This is a genomic window from Rhizobium sp. G21 (assembly GCF_014158035.1).
GTDB lineage: Bacteria > Pseudomonadota > Alphaproteobacteria > Rhizobiales > Rhizobiaceae > Rhizobium_E.
Genome location: NZ_JACFXW010000001.1, coordinates 3117403 through 3142228, shown reverse-complemented (window position 1 = coordinate 3142228; position 24826 = coordinate 3117403). Strand labels below are relative to the sequence as shown.

The window sequence follows — 24826 nt, the reverse complement described above, 5'->3', positions numbered from 1 at the left end:
GACGATGAGCGATATCAAGCCCCGGAGCATTCTCTATCTCGACGGCGTCTCGGTGTCCTTCGACGGGTTCAAGGCGCTCAACTCGTTGTCCTTCGTGGTCGAACCCGGCGAACTGCGCGCCATCATCGGCCCCAACGGCGCCGGCAAGACCACGATGATGGACATCATCACCGGCAAGACCCGGCCCGATTCCGGCGAAGTTTTCTTCAATGGCGAGATTGATCTCACCAAGAAGGATGAGGCCGACATCGCCCAGCTCGGCATCGGCCGTAAGTTCCAGAAGCCGACCGTGTTCGAGAGCCATACGGTGTGGGACAATCTCGAACTGGCGCTCAACCGCAAGCGCGGCGTCTTCGCGACGCTCTTCTATTCGCTGTCGGCGGCCGACAAGGCGCGCATCGAGGAGATCCTCGAAACGGTGCGGCTGACAGCCCGCAAGGACGATTACGCCGCAAATCTGAGCCACGGCCAGAAGCAATGGCTGGAGATCGGCATGCTGCTCGCCCAGGAGCCGAAACTATTGCTGGTCGACGAACCCGTGGCCGGCATGACCGACGCCGAGACCGCGGAGACCGCGATCCTGCTGAAGGAAATCGCCAAGACCCGCTCCGTGGTGGTGGTCGAGCACGACATGGGCTTCATCCGCGACCTCGGCGTCAAGGTGACCTGCCTGGCCGAAGGCTCGGTGCTGGCCGAGGGCTCGATCGATTTCGTGTCGAGCGACCCCAAGGTCATCGAACTATCTGGGGCGGTGAGGAGATGATGGATCTTGCCGCCTTACCCCCTCTGTCGCTTCGCGACATCTCCCCCTCAAGGGGAGATTGTGAACACGCCGCTTCGCCACAGCCGATCTCCCCCTTGAGGGGGAGATGCCCGGCAGGGCAGAGGGGGTGTTTCAGTCCTCCACATGATCGCTATAGGTGCTCCATGCTGACCGTCGACAAAGCCAACCTCCACTACGGCGCGGCGCAAGCCTTGCGCGGCGTCTCGATCAAGGCCGAAATGGGCAAGATCACCTGCGTGCTCGGCCGCAACGGCGTCGGCAAATCCTCCCTGCTGCGCGCCGTCACCGGCCAGCATCCCGTCAGCGGCGGCGCGATCGCCTTCAACGGCGCGACGCTGAACGGCCTGGCGCCCTATGCCCGCGCCAAGCTCGGCATCGGCTATGTGCCGCAGGGCCGCGAGATTTTTCCGCTGCTGACGGTGAAGGAAAACCTGGAGACGGGCTACGCGCCGGTCGAACGCGGCGACCGCAACATTCCCGACGACATTTTCAGCCTGTTTCCCGTGCTGCAATCCATGCTCGGCCGCCGGGGCGGCGATCTCTCGGGCGGTCAGCAACAGCAATTGGCGATCGGCCGCGCCCTGGTGACGCGCCCCAAGATCCTCGTGCTCGACGAGCCGACCGAGGGCATCCAGCCCTCGATCATCAAGGATATCGGCCGCGCCATCAAATATCTGCGCGATTCCACCGGCATGGCGATCCTGCTGGTCGAACAATATCTCGATTTCTGCCGCGAACTCGCCGACCACGTCTACATCATGGATCGCGGCGAGATCGTGCACGAGGGCGCAGCCGAGACGCTGGATACGGCCGAGGCGCGCCGGCATCTGACGGTTTGACCGGGCCTGGCTGATACCGGGCGAAGATTGGCGCTTTTTTCAGCAATCGACAAATCAGCCTAATCGATTGACAGATTCGTTCAGGCTTGAAAAAACACGATCAAGACCAGGCCGGCGCTCATGCCGGTCTTTGCATGGTGACCCGTGACAGCACTCGCCCAGATTCGCCCGCAACGCGCCAAGGGCCGCGCCCGCCTCGTGACCAAAGCTCTGGCGGGCCGCACCCGGCTCGACGTCTTCTATCAGGAAGGCGCGGCCAAGATCCGCATGCCTGAATCATTCGATGGGCGAATGGAGGCGGTGCTGATCAACACGTCGGGCGGCCTGACCGGCGGCGACCGGATCGACTGGACCGTCGAGGCCGGCGCCGACACGCATGTCACCGTCACCACCCAGGCCTGCGAACGCGTCTACCGTTCCTCGGGCGGCCATGCGTCCGTCGATACGGTTCTCAAGGTGGGCGCCGATGCGGCGCTGCATTGGCTGCCCCAGGAAACCATCCTGTTCGACCAAGGCGCGCTGAAGCGCAGCCTCGATGTCAATCTCGCCGCCTCCGCCCGATTTCTCGGGCTCGAAGCCGTATTGCTCGGTCGCAAGGCCATGGGAGAATCGGTGACGTCAGGCCTGTTCAGGGACAGCTGGCGCATCCGCCGCGCCGGCCGCTTGATCCATGCCGAGGAGTTGCGGCTCGACGGCGACATCGCCGATCTCCAGGCGCGCAAGGCGGTGCTTTCGGGAAACCGCGCCTTCGCGACGCTTCTCTATTGCGGGCCCGACGCGGAGGCGAAACTGGCCGCCGCGCGCGCGCTCGTCGACCGCCCGGGATGCGGCGCAAGCCATTGGAACGACAAGCTGATCCTGCGTCTCACCGCGTCGGAGGGCTTCGAGCTCCGAAAAATCCTGATCCCGGCAATTTCGCTCTTGCGAAACGGCGCCGCCCCGCCGAAAGTGTGGCATCTCTGACCGTTCGTCCACCGTCGTTTGGCGTATTGCCAGACCGTGTCGACCGGATTTGATTGCGTCCAGACCAGCATCCATGCGGAGCAGCCGATGAACCTCTCTCCACGCGAAAAAGACAAGCTCCTGATCTCGATGGCGGCCATGGTGGCTCGCCGCCGGCTGGAGCGCGGCGTCAAGCTCAACTATCCCGAAGCCATCGCGCTGATTTCCGATTTCGTCGTCGAAGGCGCCCGCGACGGCCGCTCGGTGGCCGATCTGATGGAAGCCGGCGCCCATGTCGTCACCCGCGACCAGGTGATGGAAGGCATTGCCGAGATGATCCATGACGTGCAGGTCGAGGCGACATTTCCGGACGGCACCAAACTGGTGACCGTACACGAACCGATCCGCTGAACAGGAGCGATGGTCATGATCCCAGGCGAACTCATTGCCGCATCAGGCGAGATCGAACTCAATGCCGGCCTGCCCACGGTGACGATCGATGTCGCCAACACCGGCGACCGTCCGATCCAGGTCGGCAGCCATTATCATTTCTATGAGACCAACAAGGGGCTGGATTTCGACCGCGACAAGGCCCGCGGCATGCGCCTCGACATCCCGTCCGGCACCGCCGTCCGTTTCGAACCGGGCCAGAAGCGCACCGTCACGCTGATCCCGCTGTCCGGCAAGCGCGAAGTCTACGGCTTTCGCCAGCAGGTGATGGGCGCGCTGTGACGGCTGGATTGTTCGCGCAATCTCCGGGCATGCGCCACGGTGACTGACCGAGTGTAGACTAAAGGTTTGGACAGAGGCGACCGATCGGCGCCAATGGATGGACAGGAATGGGAGGAAACAAAATGAAAATCACCACACTCATGGTGGCCGTCTCGAGCCTCTGCGCGGCAATGCCCGCTCTGGCGCAGGATGCGCCGGACGTGGACTGCGAAAACGCACAGACCCAGATGGAGATGAATTTCTGCGCCGAGCAGGATTTCGACAAGGCCGACGCCGCGCTCAACAAAGCCTATAAGCGCGCCATGGCGTCGCAGAAGAAAGCGGACGCCGACGTCGAGGAAACCATGGGCGCGACCTCCGTCGGCGCGGTCGCGGCGCTCAAGAAAGCCCAACGCGCCTGGATCGATTATCGCGACGGCCATTGCGAAGGCGTCGGCGGCTGGCCCGCGGCGGCACGATGGAGCCGATGCTGATGATGGGTTGCAAGGCCGAGCTTTCCACAGCCCGCGCCAAGGAACTGAACGAACTGGCGCAAGGCATGGGGAACTGAGATGACGCGGCGGGTGACGATCGTCGGCAATGCCGATCTCGACGAGGGCGAAAAGGCTCTCACCGGGACGGCCGACATCGTCATCCGCTTCAATGATTGCCGTTCGGCCGGCCCTTCGGGTGGACGCACCGACATCGTCGCCGTCTGCAACACCGGCCGTCCGGGCAAGAGGATGCTGGAGGACCCCGCCTGGCGCGCCAACCCTTGCGTCGCAGCGGCCTCCGAGATCTGGAGCATACGGGACCCTGCGAAGTTCGAGAGCCTCAGGGCGCCGCTGGCGATCAGCCATCCCGAACTCGATGATTTCTGCGACGACTATACGGATGGTTTTGCGGCGTTTTGCGCGGCTTCCGGCAAGACCCATTACGTGCTGCCCGCCGCCACCCATGACCGGCTGGACGCCGAACTCTCAGCCTATGATCCGCCGCCCTATGTCACGCCCTCGACCGGCCTGATCGTCATCGCCGAATTTCTGGCGAGCCGCGCACGCCCCGGCGACGCGATCATGCTCATGGGTTTCGGCCATCAGGGCTGGGAATGGCACCCATGGGACGCCGAACGCCAGTGGATCGACGCCCGCATCCGCGAAGGCTATCTCACCCGCTATCACGACACTTCCTCCCTCCGCATCGCCTCAGGAGCTTGACGCCATGTCCTTTAAAATGTCCCGCGCGGCTTACGCCTCCATGTTCGGCCCCACCACCGGCGACAAATTGCGCCTGGCCGACACCGAACTCTTCGTCGAGGTGGAGAAGGATTTCACCACCTATGGCGAAGAAGTGAAGTTCGGCGGCGGCAAGGTCATCCGCGACGGTATGGGCCAGAGCCAGGTCACGCGCGCCAACGGCGCGGTCGACACCGTCATCACCAATGTGCTGATCATCGATCACTGGGGCATCGTCAAGGCCGATGTCGGCCTGAAGGACGGCCGTATCGCCGCCATCGGCAAGGCCGGCAATCCCGACACGCAACCCGGCGTCGACATCATCGTCGGCCCCGGCACCGAAGCCATCGCCGGCGAGGGCAAGATCCTCACCGCCGGCGGCATGGACGCGCATATCCACTTCATCTGCCCGCAGCAGATCGAAGACGCGCTGATGAGCGGTCTGACCACCATGCTGGGCGGCGGCACTGGCCCGGCGCATGGCACGCTCGCCACCACCTGCACCCCTGGCCCCTGGCATATCCAGCGCATGATCGAGGCCGCCGACGCCTTCCCGATGAATCTGGCTTTCGCCGGCAAGGGCAACGCCTCGCTGCCCGCAGCGCTGGAGGAAATGATCCTCGCCGGCGCCTCGGCGCTGAAGCTGCATGAAGACTGGGGAACGACACCCGGGGCGATCGATTGCTGCCTCACCGTCGCCGACGACTACGACGTGCAGGTGATGATCCACACCGACACGCTCAATGAATCCGGCTTCGTGGAGGATTCGCTCGCCGCCATGAAGGGCCGCACCATCCACGCTTTCCACACCGAAGGCGCCGGCGGCGGACATGCGCCCGACATCATCAAGGTCTGCGGCTCGCTCAACGTCATTCCGTCCTCGACCAATCCGACCCGGCCCTATACGATCAACACGCTGGCCGAACATCTGGATATGCTGATGGTCTGCCACCACCTCAGCCCGTCGATCCCGGAAGACATCGCCTTCGCCGAAAGCCGCATCCGCAAGGAGACCATTGCGGCCGAGGATATTCTCCACGACATGGGCGCCTTTTCGATCATCTCCTCCGACAGCCAGGCCATGGGCCGCGTCGGCGAAGTGGCGATCCGCACCTGGCAGACCGCCGACAAGATGAAGCGCCAACGGGGCGCGCTGCCCGAGGAAAAGGGCGATAACGACAATGTCCGCGTCAAGCGCTACATCGCCAAATACACCATCAACCCGGCCATCGCCCATGGTCTCAGCCATGAGATCGGCTCCATCGAAGTCGGCAAGCGCGCCGACCTCGTGCTGTGGTCGCCGGCCTTTTTCGGCGTCAAGCCCGACATGGTGCTGCTCGGCGGCATGATCGCGGCGGCCCCGATGGGCGATCCCAACGCCTCGATCCCGACGCCGCAGCCGGTGCATTACCGCCATATGTTCGGCGCTTACGGCAAGGCCCGCACCAATACGTCCGTCACCTTCGTCAGCCAGGCGGCGCTCGACGCCGGCCTGCAGGGCAGGATCGGAACGGCCAAGCAGATGGTCGCCGTCAGGAACACCCGCGGCGGCATCTCCAAGAAGTCGATGATCCACAACGACCTGACCCCGCATGTCGAGGTCGATCCGGAAACCTACGAAGTCCGCGCCGACGGCGTGCTCTTGACCTGCGAGCCCGCGACCGTGCTGCCCATGGCGCAGCGCTATTTCCTGTTCTGAGTTGCAATTTCCGGGATCGCGCCTATTCTTTTTGACGCGATCCATGGGAGCCTGAGATGGCGGACGACATCGACAATTTGGTTCTCGAGGATCTGCGGGCCATCCGCACGGACATACGCGACATGAAGGAAACGCTGCGGGATCATACTCACGGTCTGGCGCGTCTTGAGATCAGCATGGCGAGCTTGAGACGTGACCGGTCCGGCGACGCTGAAAACATCGCATTGATAGGGATTCGGGTTGACCGTCTTGCCGAGGACGTCGCGCGCATCAAGCATCACCTTGAACTGATCGATTGAAGACGACGGTGAGATTGTTTTTCCGGGCGTTGCTGAGCATCCTCGCATTTGTTGTGCTCGGCACGCTGATACCCAGACCACTTTTCACGTCGCCAGAGTTCGACCAGCCGCACACAACGATCCTCGTCCTCTCAAACCCGATCCACACCGACATCGCCATCCCGCTCGACGGGGCCATCCGCGCGCGCTTCGGCTTTGTCGAGGCCGCCGGCGCGCCGATCTTCCATCCCGACGCCGCCTGGCTGATCCTCGGCTGGGGCGGCCGATCCTTCTATCTCGAGACGCCGAACTGGTCGGACCTCAAGCCTATGCCGGTGATCAGAGCGCTGACCGTGGATCGCGCCGTGATGCATGTCGGCGTGGCGCGGAGCTCGCTGTCGGCGGCTCCGGATGTTCGCGCTATTGCGCTCGACGCCGAGGGCTATGCGCGTCTTCTCGATCATATCGAGCAGAGCTTCACGCGAATAGACGGGCAGCCCATCGCCATCCCCGGCGCAGGCTACGGGCAGAGCGACGCCTTTTTCGAAGCCGACGGCTGGTTCAATGCGCTGGTCGGCTGCAACACCTGGACGGCGGCGGCGTTGCGCGCGGCCGGGGTCTCGACCGGCTGGTGGACGCCCTTGCCGCAATTGCTGACCCTCTCGCTCGACCTGCACGACCGGGAGCCCTGATCACCCAAATATCCGCCGTCACGTCTTGCCGCGCCGTACATCCGCTTTCGCCTCATGCGGCGTCTTCGCCCAGAAAAACGGTCGGTCGCGCAATTCCCGCATCGCCTTCCACGCGGCCCAGGACATCATCAGCCAATAGACCGGCACGAAGAAGCGCGCAGTCCCCAGCCGCCTGCGCTCCTCCTTGGGCATCGCGCCCCAGCCCATCAGCGTGAAGACCATGTAGGAGCCGAACAGATTGGCGAGGTCGATCGCAAACAACGCCTGCTCCCAGGGAGAATAGGGCTCCGACGTCGCGACATGGGCGATGGAGGAGGCGACCAACAGCAGCGTCAGCGGATGGGCGAGCGCCGAAAGAAGCTGTCCCGTCACCACCAGATGAAAGGCGAGAAAGCCGCGAAAGCCGAGATCGCGGTAGAGACGGGCGGGGTCGCGCATATGGGCGAGCCAGGTCTGCATCCAGCCCTTGTGCCAGCGGCTGCGCTGGTTGATCCAGACGCGCTGCCGGGTCGGCGCATCCTCGACGGTGGGCCGCGTCAGCATTTCCGTTGCATGGCCGGCGCGATGGAGCCGCATGCCGAGATCGGCGTCTTCGGTGACGTTGTAGGGGTCCCAGCCGCCCACCGCCCTCAAGACGTCGGTGCGAAAATGATTGGACGTTCCTCCGAGCGGCAGCGGCAGGCCACGCTCGGCGAGAAACGGCAGCAGTCGACGAAACAGCGCCGAATATTCGAGCGCGAACAATGCGGGCAGCGCCCCCTCTCCCCCATTGCCGATCACCAGAGGCGACTGGAAGCAGGCGGTCCGAGGCGCGGCGCGAAAATGATGCCAGGCTTCGATCAATTGGTCGGCATGGGGCCGGTCTTCGGCGTCATAGATCACCAGGAATTCGCCTCGGGCTTCGATCAGGCCGTAATTCAGCGCTTTCGGCTTGGTGCGCGGGCCGATGTCGGGGACGACGACCACCTCATATTCGGGACCGAGATCGATCGCTCTCAACGCCGTTATCGTCGCGTCGTCCCGCTCCTCGCAGAGCAGCTTGATGTCGAGCCGTGATCGTGGCCAGTTCAGCCCGTTCAACCGCTCGATCAACTGCCCGACGACGGCGGCTTCGTCATAAAGGGCGGCGAGAACGGTATAGACGGGCGTCGGTCCGGGATCGGCCGGGAAGTTCTGTCGGCGATTGAGCGGCGCGCCGGCCTTCAGCGCCGCCAGCCGCAGCAGCAGCATAATGCAGAACAGCATCGAGAACAGGAGATGCAGACAGTGGACCGTGCTCGCGGGATGGATGGCCATCACGACGAAGACAAGCGCCAGCAGAACGGCGGCCGCGACCTTCTGGCCTTTCGACAGCACTTCATGGGCGCTGATGTCCGGATGAGCCCTCGCCAGACCGAAAGCAGCCTGCTCCGCCCGCCGCAGACGCCCGGTCTCGCGCACCGCCGCCCGTAGGGCGCTGGGCGTGGTGACCGCGAACTGCTCCCTCAATCTCGGCGCGCGCTCGAACTGCGCTCTTTCTTCGAAGAGGCGCAACAGTTCCGGCACGATCACGGTGAGCGGCGATCCATCGGGTCTGCGGCAACGGATGATGCGCGGCCGGGTCAGTTGCGTGTCGATCGCCGCACAATCGGCCAGCAAGGCAGGCGGGACATTGTCCATGAACGGCAGGCCGAGCCCGCGCGCCAGAGCGCCGTAATAGGCGTCTTCCCGCACCCGCCCGTCCGACAGAAGTTCCTGCTCCAGCGTCGCCCCGCTCAACGTCGCTCGCCTTTCGAGTTCGTCGAGCCATGGCTTGGAAAGGCCGAGCTTTGCAAGCACCGCTCTTTCTTTCGCGAGATGAGCTTTTGCGAAATCCGGCGGGTTTCCCGCTTCCGGCGGATGCGGCTTCGGCTTGTCGTGTCTTCGCCGGCGCCAATGCTCGAAATGAAACCGTTCCCCGTCCAGCATGACTCTGATACATCCGATGAAAGAGAAAATTCGATATAAAACGGATCCATCATAATGAAGCCTGGGGTTGTGTCACGTTGTTTTTGCTGCTGGCCGCTCTCGCTGTCGGCGCGCCCAACTCCGCGCCGGCCGCGCCTCCGGCCGGTCAGGGCATGCTCTATCCGTTCGACCCGCGCGAAAAAGTCGCCAAACCCGATCTCCGCGCCATCCCCCGCCTGCGGTTTCTGACAACCGTGGATTTTCCGCCCTTCAACTTTATCGACCAGTCGGGCAAGTTGTCGGGTTTTCACGTCGATCTCGCCCGCGAGATCTGCGCTGCGCTGGACATGATGGAGCGGTGTCAGATCGAAGCGGCGCCCTATGCGGAACTCGTCACCCGCCTCGACAAGGGTGAAGGAGAGGTCGCCGTCGCCGGCGCCCGCATCACGCCGGACTTGCGCGACAGCCATGAATTCAGCCGTGTCTATCTGCGCCTGCCGGCGCGTTTCGCCGCCCGTCGCGCCGATGCAGGCCCGCAGCGAGCGCCCGCCGATCTCGGCGATCGTCCGGTCGGCGTATTGAAGGGCTCTGCGCATGAGGCCATGGCCAAGGCCTTCTTCCCGACCCTGTCGCTCGTCGGCTTTGCAGATCGCCCGACCATGCTGGCGGCTCTGCGCAAGGGAGAGGTCAAGGCCGTGTTCGGCGATGCGCTGCAACTGTCCTTCTGGCTGGACTCCAAGGACGCAGACAATTGCTGCGATTTTCTCGGCGGCCCGTATTACTCCTCGCATTTCCTCGGCGAAGGCATGGCGGCGATGACCGCTCCCGCCAATCCGGTGGTGGCCCAGGCTCTCGATCACGCCTTGATCGCTATCGCCCGCAATGGTCGCCTGGCCGATCTCTACCTCAGGTACTTTCCGAAGGGCTTATAAGCCAGCCATGCATCAGGTGCAAAGCAGGCATGCGGCGTCCCGCCGCGCTGTATTTTATGCTGCATTGCGGCATGAAATTCCTTAGTGTGAAAAACACAAGAATTGAGCGGCGGCGGCTGCGCCGCGCCGGACCTGACGGAGACTGCATATGATCGGCAAGAAAGTTCCAAACGTCACCTTCCGCACCCGCGTGCGCGACGACTCCATCGGCGGCCCCAATCCGTTCCGCTGGGAAGACAAGACCAGCGCCGACTATTTCAAGGGCAAGCGCGTGGTTCTGTTCTCACTGCCAGGCGCGTTCACCCCGACCTGCTCCACCTATCAGCTGCCGGATTTCGAAAAGCTCTATCCCGATTTCCAGGCCGAAGGCGTCGACGAGATCTACTGCATCTCGGTCAACGACGCTTTCGTCATGAACGCCTGGGGCAAGAGCCAGGGCGTGGCCAACATCAAGCTCATTCCGGACGGTTCGGGCGATTTCACCCGCAAGATGGGCATGCTGGTCGCCAAGGACAATCTCGGCTTCGGCATGCGCTCCTGGCGCTACGGGGCCGTGATCAATGACGGCGTGGTCGAGCAATGGTTCGAGGAGGAAGGCTTTTCCGACAATTGCGAAACCGATCCCTACGGCGTCTCTTCGCCGCAGAACATCCTCGAAAACCTGCGCGGTCTGAGGCAGGCCGCCTGATCGACCGTCAAGGTCGTCGTCCTGCGAATATCACCCCGGAAATCCTTGCGATTTCCGGGGTGTTTTTATGGGGCAAAGCAGGCGAAAGACATTGCGCCGCGTTGGAAAATCGCTTCAGATACAGCCACGCTGGAGAGAATAAATGATCTATGTCATCGCTGTACTCGAGACCGAACAGTCCGAAACCGCCCGCGTGATCGCGGCCGCCGAGCCGCTGATCGCGGCCACCCAGGCCGAAGCCGGCTGCATCTCCTATGAGCTTCACGCCGACGTCCGCAAGCCGAGCCGCCTGGTCTTCGTCGAGACCTGGGAGAGCCGCGACCACCTCGAGGCGCATTTCAAGACGCCGCACATTGCAGCCTTCGGCGCCGCCATCTCGGGCGCGGTGTTGAAGCAGCGGCTCGAGATCATCGACGCGGCCGATGTGGAGGTGAGCTGACATGCCCTACCGCTCCACCCGCGTCTCCAAGGAAGCGGAAGCCGGAGATCCCGTCGGCCTGGTCGTTCTGACCCATGACGAACGGCATCTGCGCCGCAAGCTCCTGCATCTCACCAATGGCGACGTGATCATGCTCGATCTCAAGGAGCCCGTGGTGCTGGACCATGGCGACCTGCTGATGATTGATGGCGGAGACGGTTTCGTCGAAGTCGTCGCTGCGGACGAGAAACTGCTCGAGGTCAAGGCGCGCGACGCGCTCCACCAAATGCAGATCGCCTGGCATCTCGGCAACCGTCACCTCGCCGCGCAAATCGAATCCGACCGTATCCTGATCGAGCGCGATCATGTCATCAAGGCGATGCTCGAAGGGCTCGACGCCGCGGTGACCGAAGTCGTCGAGCCGTTCAGCCCCGTTCATGGCGCCTATCACGGTCATGGCGGACATGGGCATCATGGCCACTGAGACCTCGTCGCGCGCGCTCATCCGGCTGATGGCCTGGTTGTCGCCGGCTTTTCCCGTCGGCGGCTTCGCCTATTCGGGCGGCTTGGAAAGCGCGGTTCACGATGGCGCAGCGAATGATCCCGCGGCGCTTCGGCAATGGTTCGAAACGCTCCTCACGCGGGGCGCCTGGCGCAATGACGGGGTGCTGCTCGCGGAAGCCTGGCGGAGCGTCGACGATCCCGAAAGGCTCGCCGCCGTCGCGGCGCTGGCGGAAGCCTTGGCGGGCTCGGCGGAGCGACATCTCGAGGTCCTCACCATCGGCGAGGCTTTCGCCGCCGCCGCCGCCGCATGGCCGCATCCCGCGCTCGACAGCCTCGGAAGCCGTCCCCCTATAGCGTCGCCGTGGGCGTCGTCGCTTCGGCGCAGGCGATCCCGCTCGAAAGCTGCCTTGCCGCCTTCTACCATGCGCTTCTCTCGCAAGGCGTTTCCGCAGCCATCCGCCTCGGCGTCATCGGGCAGCGCCAGGGCGTCGCGCTTCTCGCCGAACTGGAGGAAACGATCCTGATCGCCGCCCGGCAAACCGCATGCTCGACCCTGGACGACCTGGGCTCGGCTGCGATTGGCGCGGACATTGCTTCACTTCGCCACGAGACCCAACAAACGAGACTGTTCCGTTCCTGATAGCCGTCCACGCCCACCGTGAAGAAACCGCGAGCAGGGCGCGGCTGAAGACTGAAGAAGGATTTTGAAGATGACGTCGAGAAACGGTCCCTTGCGAATCGGCATCGGCGGACCCGTGGGGTCCGGCAAGACCGCGTTGACCGAAAAACTCTGCAAGGCCATGCGCGAGGAGTTTTCCGTCGCCGTGGTCACCAACGACATTTATACGCGGGAAGACGCCGACGCGCTGGTGCGGATGCAGGCTTTGCCGTCGGAGCGCATCGTGGGCGTCGAGACCGGCGGCTGCCCGCACACCGCCATCCGTGAGGACGCGTCGATCAATCTCGCCGCCATCGCCGATCTCAATCGCCGCTTTCCCGACCTGGACATCGTGTTCATCGAATCCGGCGGCGACAATCTCGCCGCCACCTTTTCCCCGGATCTGGCCGATCTCACCATTTATGGATTTCGGTTTGCCAGGGAGAGGAGATCCCGCGCAAGGGCGGACCCGGCATCACGAAGTCGGATCTGCTGTTGATCAACAAGAAGGATCTCGCGCCCTATGTCGGCGCCGATCTCGACGTGATGGAAAAGACGCGACGCGCATGCGCGCCGGCAAACCCTTCGTTTTTTCGGACCTCAAACGTGGAGACGGGGTCGACGACATCATCGGATATGTCAAGCGGTACGGAGGACTGGCGGCCTGAGGCGTCGCTTCCCTATCACGAGCCGAGCGACCCGCCCGGCTCAGCATGCGCTCACTCGAACCAGTCGTCGTGACGAATGCTCTCGATCAGTTCCTGGCGCTCGGCTTTGTCGAGCTTGCGAATGCTTCGCTTTTTCTTGCGCATGCGTTCGGCCATCGGATAACGGTGGCTCTTCTCTGCGGAGCGTGAGGCGGGTTCGGCGCCGAGTTGCACGGCGATGCCGGAGAAGAAATTCCAACTGGCGTTCAACGTGGACATGATGGCCTCCTTGGCCAACAACGCGATCGTCTTTCCCTCCTACACGACCGCAGTTAATATTTAAGGCGCTTCTTTGTTTCAATGCTAGAATTGGGGCAAAGTTCCGACGCTTCAAGCGGCATCTGCCTCTTTTTCGCCCGCCCGGGCCTCACGATTTCGTCAGATGAAACCGAACAGCACGATGGCGACAAACACGAACGCCGCGAGCGTCGATGCGGCCATCACCGTTTTTTCAACGGCCGACGCGGCGGAAAAGGCGCGCATCGGCCTCTGGGCGGACTTGCTGGCGATCGTCATGAAGGACTCCTGAGATAGGCCGATGAAATGTGTGAAGGGGCGGCGGCGAAGGTTTGGGCGATCCTGCGGCCATCGCTGTTTTCCAAACGATGCGCCAGCCTGTAGCCGGCCGGCCAGCGACCATGACCGCTGTCGATATTGACATGCCCCGCATGGCCGAGATCGACGAAGCCGCCGTTCAGCCGCTCGGACAGCGCCTTTGCATCCGAAAAACGCATATAGGGATCGTTGCGGCTGCCCACGACGAGAGTCGGAAAAGCGGCTCCGGCGCATGGCAGCGCAGCTGCGCCGACCGCGCCGGGGTGGAGGCTGCGCACCCGATCCGGATCGCAGGGCGCGACCAGAAGCGCTGCGCCGACCTTGGACGCGGCGGGCCGACCCGCGAGATTGGCCGCAACCAGAGCGCCGAAACTATGCGCCACCAGCGTCGCGCCGGGGTGTTCGTAAATCGCCCGCTCCAGCCTGACCAGCCATTCGCCGAGATCGGGCCGAGCCCAATTGCGCTGCTCGACCAGCACCGCATCCGCATCGTCCTCGAGCCAGTGCTGCTGCCAATGGCCGGGACCGGAACCGTTCAAGCCGGGAATGATCAATCGGGTCGACATCGCTTCTTCGCCTCGCCGCTCCATGCGACGACAGAAGATTGCCATAGCGCAAAGCCGAACCGAAGAAAAGATATTCTATAATTTCTATAGTAAATAAAAATCGAAAACCGCAGCGCGCCGAAGCGCGCCGCAGAAGGCGCAAAGACCTTATTTCAGCGCCGCCACCAAAGCCTTGAGATCGGCCTCGACGAGCGGCCGGATGTCGTCTCGCGACAGGGCGAAAGCGATGTTGGCCATGATGAACCCGTCCTTGGCGCCGGTGTCGTAGGTGGCGCCCCTATAGTGATAGCCGGTGAACGACTGCTGCTTTACGAGCTTGAGCATGCCGTCGGTCAACTGGATTTCGTTTCCGGCGCCGCGCTCCTGGGTTTCGAGAATCTCGAAGATCTCGGGCTGCAGGATGTAACGGCCGTTGATGAAGAAGTTGGAAGGCTGCGTCCCCGGCGCGGGCTTTTCCACCATGTCGGTGATCCGGAAGCCATCGCCGACCGCCTCGCCCGTGGCCACGATGCCGTAGCGATGGGCGAGTTCCGGCGCGCATTCCTCCACAGCGATCACATTGCCGCCGGCGACCTCATAGAGCTCCATCATGCCCTTGAGGCAGCCTTTCTCCGATTTCATGATCATGTCGGGCAAAAGAAGCGCAAAAGGCTCCTGTCCGACGATGTCGCGCGCGCACCAAACGGCATGGCCCAGACCCAGGGGCTCCTGCTGGCGCGTGAAGCTGGCCGTTCCGGCCTTGGGAAGGATGGATTCGAGCAGCGAAAGCTCGGCCTTCTTGTTGCGCGCCTTCAAGGTCGCTTCCAGTTCGTACTGGATGTCGAAATAGTCTTCGATCACGCCCTTGCCGCGGCCCGTGACGAAGACGAAGTGTTCGACCCCGGCCTCGATCGCCTCGTCCACGACATATTGGATCACCGGCTTGTCGACCACAGTCATCATTTCCTTGGGCACCGCCTTGGTGGCCGGAAGAAAACGCGTGCCGAGGCCGGCGACCGGAAAAACAGCCTTCTTTACTCTGGCGTGACCCACCACTGATCTCCATCTCTAGGTTCTGGATTGTGTGCGATATTTGAACGCATTTTTCCGAGGTTGCTACTTTTTTAAAGAAGTGACGAGAGGCGCGGCTGATGGTAAAGAATTTGTTGACCACAGCTCTGTATTTTGTCGCATTAACCGGCAGCGCCGGTGTCCAGGAACATGAATGAACCGGATGATTGCCATGAAGCATAGAGAGATCCTCGCCCGTATCCGCAGTTTCGCCCCGGCGCTCGCCGTGATGGGAGCGCTGTTTGCCGGTCCAGCTCACGCAGACAAAGGCTTCGTCAACTGGATCAACAACTTCTATCCAGTCGCAGCCGAAGCCGGCATCAGCCGGGACACCTACGTGCGCGCCTTCCGCGGCGTGAGCGAACCCGATCCCACCGTCATCGAAAAAGCCAATTATCAGCCCGAATTCAAGCACCGAATCTGGGAGTATCTCGACAGCCGGGTCAATCCCTACACGGCCGGCATCGGGCGCGACATGCTGAGAAAGCACGGTCGCACTTTGGCGGCGGTCGAGAAACATTTCGGGGTGGATCGTCATATCCTGCTGGCGATCTGGTCCATGGAGAGCAATTATGGCGCGGTTCTCGAAAAACCCGACAGATTGCATAATGTTCCGCGCGCGCTGGCGAGCCTCGCCTATATCGACAAGAAGCGCGCGAAATTCGCGCGCACGCAGTTGATCGCGGCTCTGAAGATCCTGCAGCGCGGCGACGTCGCGCCCGAGGGCCTGACCGGCTCCTGGGCGGGCGCCATGGGCCACACCCAGTTCATTCCGACCAGCTATCTGCTCTATGGCTACGACGCCGACGGCAATGGCCGACGCGACATCTGGAATTCGATCCCCGACGCGCTCGCGACGTCGGCCAATCTGCTCGCCAAGAATGGATGGCAGCAGGGCAAGACCTGGGGCTACGAAGTCGTGGCGCCGGCCGGCGCCGACGATTATATCGGCCGCACCAAGACGCTCGGCGAGTGGCAGAAACTCGGTTTCCTGCGTCCGAACGGCAAAGGCTTCAAGTTCGGCAAGGACCGCGCCACGCTGAAAATGCCGGCTGGAGCCAATGGCCCCGCCTTTTTGATGACCAAGAACTTCTTCGTCATCAAAAAGTACAACGCCGCCGATTCCTACGCGCTCGCCGTCGGCATGCTGGCCGACGAGATCGCCGGCTATGGCGGTCTGCAGCAGAACTGGCCGCGTCCGGCCGGTACGCTCGACGTCAAGCAGAAGTTCGAACTGCAGGAGCGCATGAAGGCGCTCGGCTATTACGACGGCGCCATCGACGGGAATTTCGGGTCGGGCTCCAAGGCCGCCATCTCCGCGATCCAATCGCAGCTCGGCATGCAGCCGGATGGCAAACCGTCCGAAGCGCTTCTCAACGCCTTGCGCCGCTGACGGGCCTCGCATACATCTGAGGAGGGAAGCCGGGCCCAGCCCGGCTTTCGCATTTCCGCCGGCAAGGGAGACGCCGATGGCCGCACAAAGCCTCACTCAATCCGGAGCGTCCAGCGTCAAGCGCCTGATCGTGCTGGTTCTCGCGCTCCTGATCCCCCTGTCCGATTTCGCGATGTCGGCCGCTCAGGCGCAGGAGTTCCGCCAACGGCGGTCCATCCTCGACGTCATTCTCGGTCGGCCGCAGGCGCGCCAGCGTGATGTCGAACGACCCCTACGTGTTCGTCCCCGCCGCAACGCCTCCAAGAAGCGCAATGTCCAATCGGTGAAAACCGCACCCGCGGCGGTGCTCGCGAAGAAGGACGACGCCCGGAAAATCGTGGTGATCGGCGATTTCATGGCGTCCGGCCTCGCCGACGGCCTCGCCGCTGCTTTCGCCCAGGATCCGACGATCAGTGTGGTCAAGGAGACCGACGGCGCATCGGGCCTGGTCCGCACCGATCATCTCGACTGGCCGAAAACGCTTCTCGAGAAGATCGACAAGCACAAGCCTTCGTTGATCGTCATCATGCTCGGCTCGAACGATCGCCAGGAAATCCGCACCGGCGGCGTCACAGAGAGATTTCGTTCCGAGGGGTGGGACCGCGAATATCAGCGCCGGGTCGACGACCTCGCAGCCACAGCGACCCGCGCCGGCATCCCGTTCATCTGGACCGGCCTGCCCTCCTTTCAGTCATCCTCCCTGAGCGCCGACGCCGCTACGCTCAACAATATCTACCGCACACGAATGGAAGCTGTCGGTGGAGCCTTCATCGACATCTGGGATGGTTTTGCCGACGAGAGCGGCAAATTCATCGCCACCGGCTCCGACATCAACGGCCAGCCGGTTCGTCTGCGCGGCTCCGACGGAGTGAGCCTCACCAAGGCGGGCAAGCGCAAGATGGCGTTCTACCTCGAAAAGGACATCATCCGTCTGCTCGGCGGCGACGCCATGTCCACGCTCGTCCGCCTGGACGCCACCGGCCTGCCGCTCGACGCCGCACCGAAGACGGAACTTCACGAGATTACCGCTTTGCCTCCGATCAGCCTGTCGGATCCGGATCTGGATGGTTCGACGGAACTGCTCGACCAGACGCTTCTGCCTCGAACGGCCGGCAAGACGCCGCGCGATCTTCTGATCGAAAGAGGCGAGACGGCCCCCGCCCCGGCAGGTCGCGTCGACGATTATCGCTGGCCTGCGAACGCAAAGCCCGCGGGCTGAGCCGCGGGCTTCAAATCTTCCGAAATGTCGCGCTTTGTCAGCGCGGCAGCGTCGTGGCGCCCATCAGAGCCTCGTCGATGGCGCGGGCCGCCTGACGGCCTTCGCGGATCGCCCAGACCACCAGCGACTGGCCACGGCGCACATCGCCCGCCGTCCAGAACTTGTCGACCGAAGTCTTGTAGCTCTTGTCGTCGGCCACGACGTTGGTCGAGCCGCGCCGGTCGGTGTTGAGCGTCAGCTTCTCGCCGAGATCGGCGATCACGCCATTCATATAGGGTCCGCGGAAACCGATGGCGATGAAGGCGAGATCGGCCTTGATGATGAACTCCGTGCCGGCGATCGGCTTGCGGCGCTCGTCGACCTGGCAGCATTTGACGCCGGTCAGAATGCCATCTTCGCCGACGAATTCCAGCGTCGCGACCTGGAATTCGCGGATCGCGCCTTCGGCCTGCGAAGAGGAGGTGCGCATCTTGGTCGCCCAATAAGGCCAGACCGCGAGCTTGTCTTCCTTCTCGGGCGGCATCGGGCGGATGTCGAGCTGGCTCACCTTGACGGCCCCCTGACGGAACGCAGTGCCGACGCAGTCCGACGCCGTGTCGCCGCCGCCGACGACCACCACATGCTTGCCGCCGGCCAGGATCGGCGCAGACGGCCAGCCGACGCTGTCGATGTTCTCGCGGCCGACGCGACGGTTCTGCTGCACCAGATAGGGCATCGCGTCATGCACGCCGTGCAGGTCGACGCCGGGAATGCCGGCGTCGCGCGGGGTTTCCGAGCCGCCGCAATAGAGAACCGCGTCATACTTCGCGAGCAGTTCCTCAACCTTGACGTCGACGCCGACATTGACGCCGCACTGGAAGGTCACGCCCTCGCCCTTCATCTGCTCGACGCGGCGATCGATGAAGTTCTTTTCCATCTTGAAATCGGGAATGCCGTAGCGCAGCAGGCCGCCGGGCTTGGTTTCCCGCTCGTAGACGGTCACGTCATGGCCGGCGCGAGCAAGCTGCTGCGCCGCCGCCATGCCGGCGGGGCCCGAACCGATGACGGCGACGGTCTTGTTGGTCTTGGTGGTGGCCGGCTGCGGCACGATATAGCCCATTTCATAGGCCTTGTCGGCGATCGCCTGTTCCACGGTCTTGATCGCCACCGGCGCGTCTTCGAGATTCAGCGTGCAGGCCTCCTCGCAGGGAGCCGGGCAGACGCGGCCGGTGAATTCCGGGAAGTTGTTGGTGGAATGGAGGTTGCGGATCGCCTCTTCCCACTTGTTGTTGAACACCAGATCGTTCCAGTCGGGGATCTGGTTATGCACCGGACAGCCGGTCGGGCCATGGCAGAAGGGAATGCCGCAATCCATGCAGCGGGCGGCCTGTTTCTCCACTTCCGGATCCGACATCGGAATGGTGAATTCGCGGAAATGGCGAATGCGGTCCGAAGCCGGCTGATACTTGCCGACCTGTCTGTCGATCTCGAGAAAACCCGTAACCTTGCCCATCTTCCCTTGCCTGCCCTTTTCTCGCCGTTCTCCGGCTCGTTACCTGACCCAATTCTCTAGCTTCAATCCCGGCACCCGGGAAAATTCTCTCTCATTGTCCGTCACCAGCACCGCATCCAGCGCCAGCGCATGCGCCGCGATCCAGAGATCGTTCGGCCCGATGTTTTGCCCGTGGCGAAGCGCATGGCGTATTTCAGCGTAATGCGAAGCGGTGGCCTCATCGAGAGGCCACACGACTATAGCCCCCAGCAGAGCCTCCAGAGCCGCCTTTTTGCGAAAACCGGGATTCCCGCGAAGGCCGAACAAGAGCTCTCCCTTCACGACGATACTCGTCCCGATCTCCTCTTGCGCATGCCGCTCCAAAGCCTCCGACGCTATACCCTTTGGATTTCGAATGGCGTCTGAGATCACATTCGTATCCAGAAGATAGCGCATCACAGATCCACGTCGTCCAATTCAGCAAGACCCTCATCACCCGGATCGCCCGGAAAATCCTCGATCGGCCCAATATGCCGCAACCAATCCAGGACTTCGATCAGCGTCTTCTTCCGTTCGACCGGACTGAGATGGACCACGCCATCTCCATCCTTCCAGATCGTCACTTTGTCGGTATCGAACTCGTACTCCTTCGGAATTCGCACCGCCTGGCTCCGACCGTTGCGGAATACGCTGATTTCCTTCTTTACGTGCCCTTGGTCGTCCATAAGAGCCTCCATAGCCGTCATATGCCAATGTCATATCACGGCTATGGCCGGCCGCCAACTTACTCCGCGGCCTCCTGCGTCTGCATCCGCTCCATGTCCTCCAGCGCGCGGCGATATTCGACCGGCATCACCTTGCGGAATTTCGGACGGTAGTCGGCCCAGTTGTCGAGGATCGCCTTGGCGCGGGTCGAGCCAGTGTAATGGGCATGGTTGGAGATCAGCTGGAACAGCCGCTCCTCGTCATGCCGCGTCATATCGCCGGAGACGTCGACCATACCCTTATGCGCGATGTCGCCGCCGTGGTGATGCAGCTTCTCGAGCAGTTCGTCCTCTTCCGGCACCGGCTGCAACTCGACCATGGCCATGTTGCAGCGGCGGGCGAAATCGCCGCTCTCGTCGAGCACATAGGCCACGCCGCCGGACATGCCGGCCGCGAAGTTGCGGCCCGTCCCGCCGATGACCACGACCACGCCGCCGGTCATATATTCGCAGCCATGGTCGCCCACGCCTTCGACGACGGCGATGGCGCCCGAATTGCGCACGGCGAAGCGTTCGCCGGCCACGCCGCGGAAATAGCTCTCGCCGGCGATGGCGCCATACATCACGGTGTTGCCGACGATGATGGAGTCTTCCGCCACGATCTTCGAGTTCTGCGGCGGCCTGACGATGATGCGGCCGCCCGAGAGGCCCTTGCCGACATAATCGTTGCCGTCGCCTTCGAGCTCGAAGGTCACGCCGCGCGCCAGGAAGGCGGCAAAACTCTGGCCGGCCGTGCCCTTCAGCCTGACCGTGATCGTATCGTCCTTGAGGCCCTTATGGCCGAAGCGCTTGGCGACCTCGCCCGACAGCATGGCGCCGGCGGACCGGTCGACATTCTTGATCTCTGCGTCGATTACCACCGGCTGGCGGCTTTCGAGCGCGGGCTTGGCGGCTTCGATCAGCTTGCGATCGAGGATATCGTCGATCGGATGCTTCTGGCGCGATGTCCAGCGCGTTTCCTCTTCGGCGGCCTCGACCTTGTGGAAGATCTTGGAGAAGTCCAGACCCTCCGCCTTCCAATGGCTGATGGCCGCATCCTTGGTCAGATATTCGCTGTGACCGATAATCTCGTTCATGCTGCGGAAGCCCATCGAGGCCAGGATCTGGCGGACATCGTTGGCGATGAAGAAGAAATAGTTGATCACATGCTCGGGCGCGCCCTTGAAGCGCTTGCGCAGCACCGGATCCTGGGTGGCGACGCCAACCGGACAGGTGTTGAGATGGCATTTGCGCATCATGATGCAGCCCGCCGCGATCAGCGGCGCGGTGGAGAAGCCGAATTCATCGGCGCCGAGCAGCGCGCCGATGATCACGTCGCGGCCGGTCTTGAGGCCGCCGTCGACCTGCAGCGCCACGCGGGAACGCAAGCCGTTCAGCACCAGCGTCTGCTGGGTCTCGGCCAGGCCGATTTCCCAGGGGCTGCCGGCATGCTTGAGCGAGGTGAGCGGCGAAGCGCCCGTGCCGCCGTCATAACCGGACACGGTGATATGATCGGCGCGCGCCTTGGCGACGCCGGCCGCGACCGTGCCCACGCCCACTTCCGACACCAGCTTGACCGAGATATCGGAGGTCGGGTTGACGTTCTTGAGATCGTAGATCAGCTGCGCCAGATCCTCGATCGAATAGATGTCGTGATGCGGCGGCGGCGAGATCAGGCCGACCCCGGCGTCGAGTGACGGGTCTTGGCGATGGTCGCGTCGACCTTGTGGCCGGGCAGCTGGCCGCCCTCGCCGGGCTTGGCGCCCTGCGCGACCTTGATTTGCAGCATGTCGGCGTTGACGAGATATTCCGTCGTCACCCCGAAGCGACCGGATGCGATCTGCTTGATCGCAGAGCGCTCCAGCGGCAGCGAGCCGTCCGCCTTGGGCAGATAGCGCTCGGCTTCCTCGCCGCCTTCGCCGGTGTTGGACTTGCCGCCGATCCTGTTCATGGCGATCGCCAGCGTCGTATGCGCCTCGCGGCTGATCGAGCCGAAGGACATGGCGCCGGTGGCGAAGCGCTTGACGATGTCGGCCGCGGGCTCGACCTCGGAGATATCGATCGGTTGACGGCCGAGTTCGGTCGCCGACTTGATCGAGAACAGCCCACGGATGGCGTTCATCCGCACCGAGGATTCGTTCACCAGGCGGGCGAATTCCTGATAGCGATCCTCGGCGTTGCCGCGCACGGCGTGCTGAAGTTCGGCCACCACGTCGGGCGTCCAGGCATGGCTTTCGCCACGCATGCGATAGGCGTATTCGCCGCCGATATCGAGCGAGGCGGCAAGGACAGGATCGCGTCCGAAGGCCGACTGGTGACGATTGAAGGTTTCGCGCGCCACTTCCTTGAGACCGACGCCCTCGATCTGGGTCGCGGTGCCGAAGAAGAACTTCTCGACGAAATCCGAGGCCAGGCCGACGGCGTCGAAGATCTGCGCGCCGCAATAGGACTGGTAGGTCGAGATGCCCATCTTGGACATGACCTTGAGGATGCCCTTACCCACGGCCTTGATATAGCGATAGACGACTTCGTCCTCGGAGACTTCCTTGGGGAATTCGCCGCGCTTGTGCATGTCGATCAGCGTGTCGAAGGCGAGATAAGGGTTGATGGCTTCGGCGCCATAGCCCGCCAGGCAGCAGAAGTGATGCACTTCGCGCGGCTCGCCCGATTCCACCACAATGCCCACCGAGGTGCGCAGGCCCTTGCGGATGAGATGGTTGTGCACCGCCGCCGTCGCCAGAAGCGCCGGGATCGCCACGCGATCGGGGCCGACCTGACGGTCGGACAGCACGATGATGTTGTAGCCGCTCTTCACCGCCGTTTCGGCGCGGTCGCACAGCCGCTCCAGCATTTCCGGCATGGCTTCTGCGCCGCGTTCGACGTCATAGGTGAAATCGAGCGTCTTGGTGTCGAAGCGGTCTTCGGTATGGCCGATCGAGCGAATCTTTTCGAGATCGCCGTTTGTCAGGATCGGCTGGCGCACTTCCAAGCGCTTGGCGCGCGAGGCGCCGGCGTGATCGAGAATGTTCGGGCGCGGGCCGATGAACGACACCAGGCTCATCACCAGTTCCTCGCGGATCGGGTCGATCGGCGGGTTGGTGACCTGGGCGAAGTTCTGCTTGAAATAGGTGTAGAGCAGCTTGGCCTTGTCGGACATGGCCGAGATCGGTGTATCCGTGCCCATCGAGCCCACGGCTTCCTGACCGGTGGTCGCCATCGGCGACATCAGGATCTTGGTGTCCTCGATCGTGTAGCCGAAGGCCTGCTGGCGATCGAGCAGCGACACGTCGCGGCGCAGCGCGCGGGGCTCCACCGGATCGAGATCTTCGAGGATCAACTGGCTGCGGTCGAGCCAGTCCTTGTAGGGATGCGCGCCGGCGATGCTGGCCTTCATGTCCTCGTCGGAAATGATCTGGCCCTTTTCCATGTCGATCAGCAACATCTTGCCGGGCTGCAGGCGCCACTTCTTGACGATCAGTTCTTCGTCGACGGGCAGCACGCCGGCTTCCGACGCCATGATCACCCGGTCGTCGGATGTGACGACATAGCGGGCCGGACGCAGACCGTTGCGGTCGAGCGTCGCGCCGATCTGGCGGCCGTCGGTGAAGGCCACGGCGGCGGGGCCGTCCCACGGCTCCATCAGGGCCGCGTGATATTCGTAGAACGCCTTGCGCTCGGGGCTCATCAACTGGTTGCCGGCCCAGGCTTCGGGGATCAGCATCATCACGGCATGCGCCAGCGAATAGCCGCCGCGCACGAGGAATTCGAGCGCGTTGTCGAAGCAGGCGGTGTCGGACTGCCCCTCATAGGAAATCGGCCAGAGCTTGGAGATGTCGTCGCCATAGAGCGGCGAGGACACCGACGCCTGGCGCGCCGCCATCCAGTTCACATTGCCGCGCAGCGTGTTGATTTCACCGTTATGGGCGACCATGCGATAGGGATGCGCGAGCTTCCAGGACGGGAAGGTGTTGGTGGAGAAGCGCTGATGCACGAGCGCGACGGCGGATTCGAAGCGCGGATCGGCGAGGTCCTTGTAGTAGGCGCCCACCTGATAGGCGAGGAACATGCCCTTGTAGACCACGGTCGTGGTCGACAGCGACACGATGTAGAAGCCGTTGTCGACGCCCTGCGTCTCGGCATAGATGCGGTTGGAGATGACCTTGCGCAGCGTAAACAGGCGGCGTTCGAACTCGGCGTTGTCGGCCACGCCTTCGCCCGCGCCGATGAACACCTGCACATGGAAGGGTTCGGTGGCGGCGATCGCCGGCGCCTTGGACAGCGACGAATTATCCACGGGCACTTCGCGATAGCCGATCAGCGTCTGGCCTTCTGCGGCGACGACCTCGTTGATGACGCTCTTGATGTGTTCGCGCAGTTCGGCGTCCTGCGGCATGAACAGGAAGCCGACGGCATACTGGCCGGCCGGCGGCAGCGTGACGCCCTGGGCCGCCATCTCCTCGCGGAAGAAGCGGTCGGGGATCTGGACGAGAATGCCCGCGCCGTCGCCCATCAGGGGATCGGCGCCGACGGCGCCGCGATGGGTGAGGTTTTCGAGCATGAACAGTCCGTCGCGCACGATCTGGTGCGACTTGACGCCCTTGAGATGACAGGTGAAGCCGACGCCGCAGGCGTCGTGTTCGTTGCGCGGATCGTAAAGGCCTTGTTTCTTCGGCAGACCCATAGCGTGAGAGGGCGTTTTCAGCGCAGCATCGGCCGAAAGACCGGTGAGCTGTCCGAATGCATGCGATGGCGTATGGTCCGTCATCTTCTTTCCTCC

At 63.1% G+C, this 24826-nt stretch carries 22 protein-coding genes and 5 pseudogenes; 18 read left to right on the top strand and 9 right to left on the bottom strand.

Features of this window, described 5'->3' with window-relative positions:
- Window positions 1-4 precede the first annotated feature (4 nt).
- From urtD to H2O14_RS15710, 10 genes and pseudogenes are all read left to right on the top strand, one after another.
- A pseudogene (gene urtD / locus H2O14_RS15755) lies at window positions 5-755 on the top strand (urea ABC transporter ATP-binding protein UrtD).
- 172 nt (window positions 756-927) lie between these two features.
- Window positions 928-1623 (top strand): urea ABC transporter ATP-binding subunit UrtE, encoded by a 696-nt coding sequence (gene urtE, locus H2O14_RS15750; protein WP_182828395.1) that lies wholly within the window; start codon window positions 928-930, stop codon window positions 1621-1623.
- Between the two features lie 144 nt (window positions 1624-1767).
- Window positions 1768-2586: an urease accessory protein UreD gene (locus H2O14_RS15745; protein WP_182828394.1), complete on the top strand. Its 819-nt coding sequence runs from the start codon at window positions 1768-1770 to the stop codon at window positions 2584-2586.
- 87 nt (window positions 2587-2673) lie between these two features.
- Window positions 2674-2976, top strand: coding sequence for an urease subunit gamma (locus tag H2O14_RS15740; protein ID WP_182828393.1), 303 nt, complete (start codon window positions 2674-2676; stop codon window positions 2974-2976).
- Between the two features lie 15 nt (window positions 2977-2991).
- On the top strand, window positions 2992-3297 hold the full coding sequence (locus tag H2O14_RS15735; protein ID WP_182828392.1) for an urease subunit beta: 306 nt from the start codon (window positions 2992-2994) through the stop codon (window positions 3295-3297).
- A gap of 140 nt (window positions 3298-3437) precedes the next feature.
- Window positions 3438-3847 (top strand): annotated as a pseudogene (locus H2O14_RS15730) (lysozyme inhibitor LprI family protein).
- 1 nt (window position 3848) lies between these two features.
- Window positions 3849-4493, top strand: coding sequence for a Urease operon accessory protein (locus H2O14_RS15725; protein WP_182828391.1), 645 nt, complete (start codon window positions 3849-3851; stop codon window positions 4491-4493).
- Between the two features lie 4 nt (window positions 4494-4497).
- Window positions 4498-6210 carry an urease subunit alpha gene (gene ureC, locus H2O14_RS15720; RefSeq protein ID WP_182828390.1) on the top strand — a complete coding sequence of 571 codons (1713 nt, stop codon included), beginning with the start codon at window positions 4498-4500 and terminating at the stop codon, window positions 6208-6210.
- A 56-nt stretch (window positions 6211-6266) separates the two neighbouring features.
- On the top strand, window positions 6267-6509 hold the full coding sequence (locus tag H2O14_RS15715; RefSeq protein ID WP_182828389.1) for a hypothetical protein: 243 nt from the start codon (window positions 6267-6269) through the stop codon (window positions 6507-6509).
- An 8-nt stretch (window positions 6510-6517) separates the two neighbouring features.
- On the top strand, window positions 6518-7180 hold the full coding sequence (locus tag H2O14_RS15710; RefSeq protein WP_312858611.1) for a TIGR02117 family protein: 663 nt from the start codon (window positions 6518-6520) through the stop codon (window positions 7178-7180).
- An 18-nt stretch (window positions 7181-7198) separates the two neighbouring features.
- Here H2O14_RS15710 and H2O14_RS15705 read toward each other — a convergent pair whose 3' ends face one another.
- Complete coding sequence (locus H2O14_RS15705) at window positions 7199-8998, bottom strand: glycosyltransferase (protein ID WP_182828387.1); 1800 nt, start codon at window positions 8996-8998, stop codon at window positions 7199-7201.
- Window positions 8999-9204: 206 nt separating this feature from the next.
- On the opposite strand from H2O14_RS15705, the gene H2O14_RS15700 reads away from it, so the two are divergent.
- The 6 genes and pseudogenes from H2O14_RS15700 to ureG all read left to right on the top strand — a co-directional run bounded on the left by H2O14_RS15700 (window position 9205) and on the right by ureG (window position 12974).
- Entirely contained in the window at window positions 9205-10038 is an 834-nt protein-coding gene (locus H2O14_RS15700; RefSeq protein ID WP_246697410.1) for a transporter substrate-binding domain-containing protein, read from the top strand.
- A 148-nt stretch (window positions 10039-10186) separates the two neighbouring features.
- The gene (locus H2O14_RS15695; protein ID WP_182828386.1) at window positions 10187-10726 is read left to right on the top strand and encodes a peroxiredoxin; all 540 of its coding nucleotides are present in this window, start codon (window positions 10187-10189) and stop codon (window positions 10724-10726) included.
- 142 nt (window positions 10727-10868) lie between these two features.
- Entirely contained in the window at window positions 10869-11165 is a 297-nt protein-coding gene (locus H2O14_RS15690; protein ID WP_182828385.1) for a putative quinol monooxygenase, read from the top strand.
- A 1-nt stretch (window position 11166) separates the two neighbouring features.
- Entirely contained in the window at window positions 11167-11628 is a 462-nt protein-coding gene (locus H2O14_RS15685) for an urease accessory protein UreE (RefSeq protein ID WP_182828384.1), read from the top strand.
- A pseudogene (locus H2O14_RS15680) lies at window positions 11618-12288 on the top strand (urease accessory protein UreF). The gene H2O14_RS15685 and the pseudogene H2O14_RS15680 overlap by 11 nt, the downstream one beginning before the upstream one ends.
- 70 nt (window positions 12289-12358) lie before the next feature.
- Window positions 12359-12974 (top strand): annotated as a pseudogene (ureG, locus tag H2O14_RS15675) (urease accessory protein UreG).
- 51 nt (window positions 12975-13025) lie between these two features.
- Here the strand turns inward: ureG and H2O14_RS15670 are convergent.
- From H2O14_RS15670 to galU, 4 genes are all read right to left on the bottom strand, one after another.
- Window positions 13026-13232 carry a hypothetical protein gene (locus H2O14_RS15670; protein ID WP_182828383.1) on the bottom strand — a complete coding sequence of 69 codons (207 nt, stop codon included), beginning with the start codon at window positions 13230-13232 and terminating at the stop codon, window positions 13026-13028.
- Between the two features lie 159 nt (window positions 13233-13391).
- Window positions 13392-13529, bottom strand: a complete 138-nt coding sequence (locus H2O14_RS15665; RefSeq protein ID WP_182828382.1) for a hypothetical protein — start codon at window positions 13527-13529, stop codon at window positions 13392-13394.
- A complete protein-coding gene (locus H2O14_RS15660; protein WP_182828381.1) occupies window positions 13526-14134 on the bottom strand; it encodes an alpha/beta hydrolase in 609 nt (202 codons plus the stop codon). The genes H2O14_RS15665 and H2O14_RS15660 overlap by 4 nt, the downstream gene beginning before the upstream one ends.
- Before the next feature lie 147 nt (window positions 14135-14281).
- A complete protein-coding gene (gene galU / locus H2O14_RS15655) occupies window positions 14282-15169 on the bottom strand; it encodes a UTP--glucose-1-phosphate uridylyltransferase GalU (RefSeq protein WP_182828380.1) in 888 nt (295 codons plus the stop codon).
- A 169-nt stretch (window positions 15170-15338) separates the two neighbouring features.
- On the opposite strand from galU, the gene H2O14_RS15650 reads away from it, so the two are divergent.
- A complete protein-coding gene (locus H2O14_RS15650; protein WP_409526924.1) occupies window positions 15339-16577 on the top strand; it encodes a lytic murein transglycosylase in 1239 nt (412 codons plus the stop codon).
- Between the two features lie 76 nt (window positions 16578-16653).
- A complete protein-coding gene (locus tag H2O14_RS15645; RefSeq protein WP_182828379.1) occupies window positions 16654-17835 on the top strand; it encodes a DUF459 domain-containing protein in 1182 nt (393 codons plus the stop codon).
- A gap of 37 nt (window positions 17836-17872) precedes the next feature.
- Here H2O14_RS15645 and H2O14_RS15640 read toward each other — a convergent pair whose 3' ends face one another.
- The 4 genes and pseudogenes from H2O14_RS15640 to gltB all read right to left on the bottom strand — a co-directional run bounded on the left by H2O14_RS15640 (window position 17873) and on the right by gltB (window position 24814).
- A complete protein-coding gene (locus H2O14_RS15640) occupies window positions 17873-19327 on the bottom strand; it encodes a glutamate synthase subunit beta (RefSeq protein ID WP_182828378.1) in 1455 nt (484 codons plus the stop codon).
- Window positions 19328-19366: 39 nt separating this feature from the next.
- Entirely contained in the window at window positions 19367-19765 is a 399-nt protein-coding gene (locus H2O14_RS15635) for a type II toxin-antitoxin system VapC family toxin (RefSeq protein ID WP_182828377.1), read from the bottom strand.
- On the bottom strand, window positions 19762-20031 hold the full coding sequence (locus H2O14_RS15630) for an antitoxin (RefSeq protein WP_182828376.1): 270 nt from the start codon (window positions 20029-20031) through the stop codon (window positions 19762-19764). The genes H2O14_RS15635 and H2O14_RS15630 overlap by 4 nt, the downstream gene beginning before the upstream one ends.
- A gap of 59 nt (window positions 20032-20090) precedes the next feature.
- Window positions 20091-24814, bottom strand: a pseudogene (gene gltB / locus H2O14_RS15625) (glutamate synthase large subunit).
- Window positions 24815-24826: the final 12 nt, after the last annotated feature.